11 protein-coding genes are annotated in these 7,784 nt (G+C 38.9%); 3 read left to right on the forward strand and 8 right to left on the reverse strand.

The window, feature by feature from the left end; translation table 11 throughout:
- Positions 1-48 precede the first annotated feature (48 nt).
- The 4 genes from ACFX4L_RS24470 to ACFX4L_RS24485 all read right to left on the reverse strand — a co-directional run bounded on the left by ACFX4L_RS24470 (position 49) and on the right by ACFX4L_RS24485 (position 2,084).
- Entirely contained in the window at positions 49-375 is a 327-nt protein-coding gene (locus tag ACFX4L_RS24470) for a hypothetical protein (protein WP_377406522.1), read from the reverse strand.
- 32 nt (positions 376-407) lie between these two features.
- Positions 408-758 (reverse strand): hypothetical protein, encoded by a 351-nt coding sequence (locus ACFX4L_RS24475; protein WP_377406523.1) that lies wholly within the window; start codon positions 756-758, stop codon positions 408-410.
- 462 nt (positions 759-1,220) lie between these two features.
- On the reverse strand, positions 1,221-1,850 hold the full coding sequence (locus ACFX4L_RS24480; protein WP_377406525.1) for a hypothetical protein: 630 nt from the start codon (positions 1,848-1,850) through the stop codon (positions 1,221-1,223).
- A gap of 30 nt (positions 1,851-1,880) precedes the next feature.
- The gene (locus ACFX4L_RS24485) at positions 1,881-2,084 is read right to left on the reverse strand and encodes a hypothetical protein (RefSeq protein ID WP_377406527.1); all 204 of its coding nucleotides are present in this window, start codon (positions 2,082-2,084) and stop codon (positions 1,881-1,883) included.
- Between the two features lie 236 nt (positions 2,085-2,320).
- On the opposite strand from ACFX4L_RS24485, the gene ACFX4L_RS24490 reads away from it, so the two are divergent.
- Positions 2,321-2,800 carry a helix-turn-helix domain-containing protein gene (locus ACFX4L_RS24490; RefSeq protein ID WP_377406529.1) on the forward strand — a complete coding sequence of 160 codons (480 nt, stop codon included), beginning with the start codon at positions 2,321-2,323 and terminating at the stop codon, positions 2,798-2,800.
- Between the two features lie 537 nt (positions 2,801-3,337).
- Here ACFX4L_RS24490 and ACFX4L_RS24495 read toward each other — a convergent pair.
- A complete protein-coding gene (locus ACFX4L_RS24495) occupies positions 3,338-4,078 on the reverse strand; it encodes a hypothetical protein (protein ID WP_377406531.1) in 741 nt (246 codons plus the stop codon).
- A gap of 454 nt (positions 4,079-4,532) precedes the next feature.
- Between ACFX4L_RS24495 and ACFX4L_RS24500 the strand changes: the two genes are divergently transcribed.
- Both ACFX4L_RS24500 and ACFX4L_RS24505 read left to right on the forward strand, forming a co-directional pair.
- Positions 4,533-5,180, forward strand: coding sequence for a hypothetical protein (locus tag ACFX4L_RS24500; RefSeq protein ID WP_377406533.1), 648 nt, complete (start codon positions 4,533-4,535; stop codon positions 5,178-5,180).
- Positions 5,181-5,710: 530 nt separating this feature from the next.
- Positions 5,711-5,962: a hypothetical protein gene (locus tag ACFX4L_RS24505; protein ID WP_377406535.1), complete on the forward strand. Its 252-nt coding sequence runs from the start codon at positions 5,711-5,713 to the stop codon at positions 5,960-5,962.
- A 799-nt stretch (positions 5,963-6,761) separates the two neighbouring features.
- Here ACFX4L_RS24505 and ACFX4L_RS24510 read toward each other — a convergent pair.
- The 3 genes from ACFX4L_RS24510 to ACFX4L_RS24520 are packed head-to-tail and all read right to left on the reverse strand — an operon-like array spanning position 6,762 to position 7,682.
- Positions 6,762-6,920: a hypothetical protein gene (locus ACFX4L_RS24510; protein ID WP_377406537.1), complete on the reverse strand. Its 159-nt coding sequence runs from the start codon at positions 6,918-6,920 to the stop codon at positions 6,762-6,764.
- Between the two features lie 32 nt (positions 6,921-6,952).
- Complete coding sequence (locus ACFX4L_RS24515) at positions 6,953-7,447, reverse strand: helix-turn-helix domain-containing protein (protein WP_377406539.1); 495 nt, start codon at positions 7,445-7,447, stop codon at positions 6,953-6,955.
- Between the two features lie 16 nt (positions 7,448-7,463).
- Positions 7,464-7,682, reverse strand: a complete 219-nt coding sequence (locus ACFX4L_RS24520; protein WP_377406540.1) for a hypothetical protein — start codon at positions 7,680-7,682, stop codon at positions 7,464-7,466.
- Positions 7,683-7,784: the final 102 nt, after the last annotated feature.

Here is a 7,784-nt window from a genome sequence, read left to right on the forward strand (position 1 = left end):
AAAAAAAGACCCGCCAGCATTAAGCCAACAGGTCATTGAAATATCAAATTAGAAACTAAGCGTTACGTCCATATTTGGATTAGTACCACCCACATTTAGCTGGTAACGGACATGATCTTTAAATGTAGCGAAGAGTACGCCATGATGTGCATCAGGAATAGGGAAAGTACCAATCTCGTTAAAAATAACACCATCATTAGATTCCTCAAACTTAATATAAAGACTAGCGTCACCATCTAACCCTTCCACGTCCACACGCACGTTACATTGCCTATCAAGTGAATTGATTGTCTCACCAGTTTTAGTGGCTGTTACGCCAACCTCTTTATATTCATTTCTAATATCACGCATTCCATAAAATAAATCGTTTAACATTCTTCATCCATCCTTTTCAATTTTAGTTTTAATTAACGGTCTGATCTTCTAAGGCCAGCCCTCGCCCTGCCTGCTTGTTCTTTAGCCACTTGTTCAATGAATGCCTCTCGGTCTTTTTCCTTTTTAGCTTCAATTTCCTTTTCTCGTTGGATACGTTCAGCTAATGCTTTTCCGACTGCATCATCATCAACATAGCTACTTTTCTTCTGTTCGAAAATTGACATTCCACCACTCATTGGAATGATGTTTTCGTCACGTCTCAACTTTTCAATAGCTGTACCTAATGCCATTCTGACTGTTAACGGTAACTCTTTAATTTGTTCATGGGCCTCGTTGTCACCATGTGCCAACGCTTTGATAAATTCTGGATTAAATTCTGACATAGTAATAACCACCTTTTAAAATTTGTTTTTTTGCTTCAGATAGCACTAATTCAGTGGTACCCTCGACTTTTTCGGATTTCAACCATACGAGAAATATGGATAAGTTCCTCTGAACTGACTTTTAGCTTTTCAATGCCTTGCAATATTTTTGTTTCAAATTGTGGGGTCATGGGCCTTTGTCCAGCTTGAACCAAAGATAAATAGGATTGGTGAACGCCGATGATCTCAGCAAATTCAAACTGATTTAACTCACGACACGCATATAAATAAGGCAACATTTCAACTGTGATTTTAATAGTACTCACCTCTTTATTAGGTAATAAGATATGACTTCACGGCATTAAAAAAAGCGTCAGGCACTAAGCCCAACACTTTAATCAAAGGATCCATGTCTATTAACCGTCCGTAGCAAACCATAAGCCTGCTTACTTTATAGATTGTGGCGGGGGTTCCATTTACAGGTCACAACCACCCTTTTTCTCTGAACACCTTCCGTAGTGCTTCATTGACCAGGTCCGATCTGTTGCCTTTCTTCGCCCGATTTATCACTTCTATTACATCATGAGTCAAATAAAAACTGACCTCTTTTTTATCAGTAGTCGCTGGTAAGCCCTCAAACAAACGGTCTAATATGTCCGTACTAGTACCGGTATCAGTACTGGTTTTAGTACTAGCATTAACACTGACAACAGTACCAGTACCGAAACCAGTATCAATACCTGTCGCAACCTCTTTAAACGCCGTTTCTTTACCGGCATTACCGCTAGTTCTATTACCAGTCTTAACACTCTCACTAGTACCGGTACTAGCAATAGCACTAGTGCCAGCCTCAATACCAGTAGCTTTGCCAGTTTCAATACCAGTATTATCAGCCTTGGCTTTTCGTTTGGTTGGTGGAACAAAGTCATAAATGGATTTTTCCAATACGCTTTCATCACCATTGAAGTGCCAGCCGGGCTTACCAGAAATGGAATAGCAGCCAGCAGCCTTCATCGCTGCAACAGCTTTCTTTTCACCAAAATCTAGCCGTTCCTTAGCAATAACCGCCAACTTAACTGTTTGAGTTAACTCTAGAATTTCTCTTACTTTCATTTAAGATCACCTCTGGTTAGTTATTTCGCTTTAGTCTTTGCTGTTACCTTCTAAATTGGCACTAATTCGTTTCAGTCGTTCCGAAATTTCACCGTTTTCTTTATTTAACTTTTTTTCTACCTCATCTAAGCGACTGTTAACCTTTTGGAACTCTTCTTGGATTCCCCCGAACTGTTTGTTCATATCGCTGAAAATGTTTTCCAAAATTATCTTTAGTTCTTCAATTTCACTCATTTTAGAACACCCCTTCTATTTGCCTCGTAATCACCCCGTACAGAGGCGTTAGTGTTTCTTCCTAATTGAACTACTAGTTTTAAATTTAAAAGCCTCAGAATTAGCGTATGGAGGCATACAAAGTAAATTTTAAATAATCCTCAAATTAAATGTCCTATTTCAATCCTTTTCTGCAAGTACGGAAATAGGTAAGGTGAAAATCTTACACTATCAAAGCTGAAAAGGATTGATTGAACATGACAAACAATACACCAAAAATTAAAGGTACTCATATCCGTTGCAAAGGAAACGTGGAAAAGAACTATGAACAAGTGCCCCATTCGATTTTCAGTTATTTAGGGTTTGGACTCATCTCAGGAAATGAATTAGCCGTGTACATTCTTCTATTGAAAAATGACAACAACCAAAAGAGATATGCTTTTCCTACCGTAAACCAGTTGGCTATTTGGACCGGAATTACCCCCAGAACTGTCAAAGCAGCGACAAAGCGACTTGAAATAGTTGGACTCATTAGAAAAGAGAAGGCATCAGGATATGCCAATAAGAATCGGTATTACGTGAACCTTCCACATGAAAAGGAAGTGCTGGAAAAACTAGTTCCAGAATTAAAAGCTAAGTTGGATCTTAAAATCAGCAAGCTTGAAATTGAAGCCGAACAGGATAAGCAAAGACTCGAAGTAATAAGCACACATGGTAGGGATTATAAAAGTTATTAATCCTCATTCCAGGGATTATATAGGGCAGTATTTGCACCTTAGTAGTGCAGAAAGGTTACTTCCGTGGTGAAGATATTGCCCGTTATATACACATAATACAAAGACATAATATAAAGACATAAGTAATAAGAGAATGGGTTTTTCAAAAGACCACTATCATAAGAGAAAGGGAAAGGGATGAAAGAAAAAGGACAAGATTAAAGATCGGGTCACGAATTTGCCCCACGCCCGATTCCAGGCCCAATGAATAGTATCCAGTTTGATGGGGATAGTAATATTTGAAAAGTAGCTACCTGCCCCTGAGTCCAGCCTTAAAAAAGTTGTCAGGGGTTATTTTTCGTTGTGGCTGCCTCTCTCCCCCCATTTAAACAGATGGGAATAAGGAAGTTTTGCCACGTTACTTTTAACCGCTGGGTAACATCCCTCACAATAGTAATCTATATGATCTTTGTTCTGTTCAAATAACGGGGTCATAGTCTTCATGTCATACCAACGCCCACAGTAAACACACATCTTTCTTGTCATAACGAGTCTCCCTTACATGTCTAACCAGTTAACCAATGGTACGTCCTTGATTGGATTTAAAAATTTACGTGCCTCTTCCTCACGTTTCTTTCTTAATGCCTTTTGACGGTTATTCTCAGCATATAACGCTTGACGTTCCAATGACCTGAAAACTCTATCAACGTAACTGGATATGTACGTAATGGTCGAACCTTCCTTGATTGCATCAGTGACTCTATTAACCACATATGTAACAATTTTATTATCGCTTATGTATGTATTACTTTCTTGTTTTGTTTTACTAGATTCTAAAAGAACAATAGATTCCTTTTCATTATTCGGCTGTTCGCCCTTACTCTCGCATGGCTTTACAGCGTCCTCGCAATGCGTCAATTTTCTCTCTCTCAATGCGTCAATTGTGTTGAAGACAAACACATTGTGACCTCTGCCACCCTTACGTTTAACGGTGTTCTTCACGGTCAAGATTCCGAAATCCTTTGCCTTCCTCAGCATACGTTCGAACGTGGAACGACTGATGCCGAATCCATTTAATTTTTCATTGATTGTTTTCAATAGCGTCCCGATCTTAGCATTGGCAACCCCGAAATACTTCGCGGAGTAACGTACTAATCGTTTAAATGCCACCAGTTCGCCCTTACTGAAATCTTTCTTATGGTCAGCTAGGAACATTTCTATCGTGGTATTGAAGGCTTTCAGACTATCAAATTGGCTGTACTCTTTAAAGTTCTCAATTCTTCCAGCAAGTAACATCATGGTATTTCTCTCCCTTAGAGGACAATAAAAAGACACCGATTTCCCAATAACTATAGAGGGAAACCAATGCCTTTAAATGTGTCTAATAGAAAGAAACCACATTTTTTCCTTGAAACTAACAATAAAATACACTAAAATGAATGTACTAATATGTAAGTTACAAAGAACTTCGACAAGTGTTTTCCCATGTACGAGATGGGGGAACGGTTACAGGGTATTGGCGTACCACTGTGACACGTTGAGGTTCTTTTTTACGTCCATTTATTTTCATTTATTATCCAATACTCTTAGTCAAAATACAAGTTAATTCGATAGTTTATGAGTTTTTACGCTATACCGGAAAACAAGTGGCTGTAAGGACGAATTAAGTTATCGTCAGGTTAATGAGTACCCCGGTATGCAGGACTATCGCCCCTCTCTACCGAATTGAAGTAGGTGAAACGGGGGAAATCAAATGAATGATATTTCTGAATTAGAAGGACCCATTACCAAGTTAGCCGGAGAAAGTTTCTTTGCATTATTTAAAGAATCAATCGAAATGATGCCGTATGTTAACAAGTTTTTTTTCAAAAGAAAACTTAATCAGATAGAGAGACGGGTAAAGGAATATGCCCCACAGTTACGAACACTCACTTATTTAAATGGAACAAGCAAGTTTCCGGAAGAATTCATTCAAGAAAAGATAGGGCCTATTGTCTTTGCAGATTTTATTGAAGAACATGAGGATGCTAAAATTCTCTATATTTTAAATGGGTTTCAGCATGTCTATTTTGAGGAAAATCCAGACGAAAACATAATCTATAATCATTTTGATACATTAAGAAGTTTGAGATATGGACATGTCAGAAGACTTTTCTATCATGCTGGTTTGGATGAAGTTTATCCGACTAAGGAAAATGTAAATAGACCAGAGTACCAAACGTATTCAAAGAACATCGATACTAAACTGAAAAGCATGGATCTAATTCATATACCAACAAAGTTTGATGATTTGGACGGAAAAGAATGGTTTGAACCAGAGACACAGCATGAAGTTTTAGCTTACGGCAGAGAGTTTTTAAGCTTTATAAGAACCAAAAATATCATTCCCCAACAAAAATAAGCACCCTTATGGGTGTTTTTTAATGCTTGCACGGGGGCTTTAAAGACAGCATCCCCAAACTTTTTTATGCTTTTTTGTGGATTTAAAAATGGGCAAATTGATAAAAAGCTAGGCGGGACAAAGTGCGAACTAATGTTCCGTTTCAGGCGTGCACAAATAATAAACACCCTGAAAGAACCTCAAAAACGACTCTTCCCTTTATGCAAGAAATAGTGGGAAATAAAATAATGACGACCTCCAAAAGCCCGTTAAATCAACAATGTATAGAATCACGCATAAATGATAAAAACGCACACTTACACAAACGTTGATATGAAGGGATTTATGCAACCCATCAACTTCCCATAGTGGTGATTATGTAAACTAGTTTTGAATATACAATACACCAATATACACAAAACAGAGTATAAGGCATAGTCCGAGTAACTTTTGTGAGGTACTCTTTCACTAAGTAATTTGTATCCCCCTCAAAGAAGGAATAATCTTCCTTCGTATCGAAAGTTGTAGGTTGAAAGGGGGGGGGTGAAAAAATGGATAAAATAACTGAAATTCAAATTCTTTGTTTAAACAGAAAATGCGTACAGTGGTTCAACTCACCAATATTTTTTGGTGATATGGAATCTTTGATGTCATCAACACTTATTGGAAACATAGCACAATGTCCGCATTGCGAGGAAATGACTTCGTGCAACACAGCAAATATGCGTGTTAAATCTACCGAGGGAGGATTCCGTGGGCTAGACACCGTTATTTCAGAGACTAAAAATGTAAGTCAGCATTAGCAATAATATGTATAAGCACACTGTTGTCACCTCCCTATAAGAGTACTTTCTTTAGGGAGATTTCTTTAGTATCTTCCTTTAAGGAATTGACTACATTTCTTTACAGAACTCTATAGCCTCACCTAATTAACAGCACCCCAACCCTCAGTACAGCTGGGATTAACCAATGTCACTAACTCAACAGTACGTCCATACAGTGGACAATGAATGTGACCTCGATACAGACCCTACCACCACAAACAGCAGATTAGCGATACTATACCTAAAAAGGCAAACAAACCCAGTAATGGTAAGTGATAGTGAGGTGCGTGAGATGCCAACACACACAGATAGACAGTCTCGATTGTCAACACATACGGGACTACTGAATGGACAACGTAGGAACAAGGCATGAAGCCATCTCAAATGTGCATCTCAAAATAGAAATAGAAAACGAATCAATCACACCTAGATATACCCTCATTAAGTGAACGGCTGCCATGAGATCCGTTAACGTCCCAATATGTTGAAGTCCTCCCCCATGGGGTCGACCTCTGCCACACCCCCTTTCTCTCGCGTAAATTGGATAGCTGGCGGAACGATAAGTGTGTTACCATATTATGGAATGTCTCTGTTGAGGTCAGTACTGCAATTATCTTTTGCTTGCTGGGTAATTGTATTGCCGATTTGAAATGGCGGAGGGGTGGTTACTGAAATTGCAACTAGGTACGCATGATGCATCCCTGAAAAATTTCGCGATGGGTTTCCATAACTCTAAAGTGGTATAATATGGCAAGTTAACTAATGAAAAAGAGGTGCTTTAATGACCAGATACCGATTGATACACATCCTTATCGTCATTGCGTTCACGGCATGTTTCATCTATAGTGTTGTGGTTAGAACTCCACAGGGATTTATCGTAACCTTTTTTTCCGGAATCATAGGAATCGGGTTGCTGTTGCTGAATTACGCGTTCCACAAGTACCCCCAAAAATAAGCAGGATAAGTGCTTTACTTAACTCCCGCTTGCTTTAGATATTTATTCACCGTGGGGCGACTCACACCTATTTCAGTAGCTATTTTAGTGGTGCTGATACCTTTGCCGAACAACGTACACATTTTTAATATATCTTCGTCTGATACTATTCGTTGGGTTTTCTTAGCGACACCTGTTGGTATCGAAGACGAATAACAATCATGACGCTGATCTTCTTTGGACAGTAACCATTTTGGTCTGGCATAGAACTCTTTGTCACATTCGCTACAATGGTGAAAAATCACCGCTTTCTGATTTATGAATCTCTCAATAGGTTGCACCTTGCCCCCATATACAGCATCAAGTTGGGCTTGGTATGCTTGATTTTCTACCTCGTATTTTCCTTTGTACAGCAAATGGGCCTTGAAATCCTTCTTTGGTTCAATGGAGACTGGACCTGACGTTTGTTTGAATCGCTTCTGTAACTGTCTCTTCATGCGTTTTTTACGTTTCTTAGTTCCTGCAGCCATGTTATTCCCTCCCTCTTTATCTGTTAAAAACATAGCTTGAAGGCAGTTTTCCAACCTTCAAACGTAATCCAATGGTTTTACCTTCGGCATCCTTTTCCACATCGGAAATCGACTCTATATGGGCGTTTTTCAGCCTATTTATGTGCTTGGGTACGGTCGTGTAGATATCCCATAGTTTAGTAGCCGGTTCGTACACAATTACGGTCTCTTGTTCTTCGGTATCATAGTAAGCCATTCTTCAATCCTCCCTCAGCAGTAATAAAAAAAGACCCGCCAGCATTAAGCCAACAGGTCATTGAAATATCAAATTAGAAACTAAGCGTTACGTCCATATTTG

Origin of the sequence: Peribacillus sp. YIM B13482, assembly GCF_042787975.1 — a bacterium.
GTDB lineage: Bacteria > Bacillota > Bacilli > Bacillales > DSM-1321 > Peribacillus > Peribacillus simplex_A.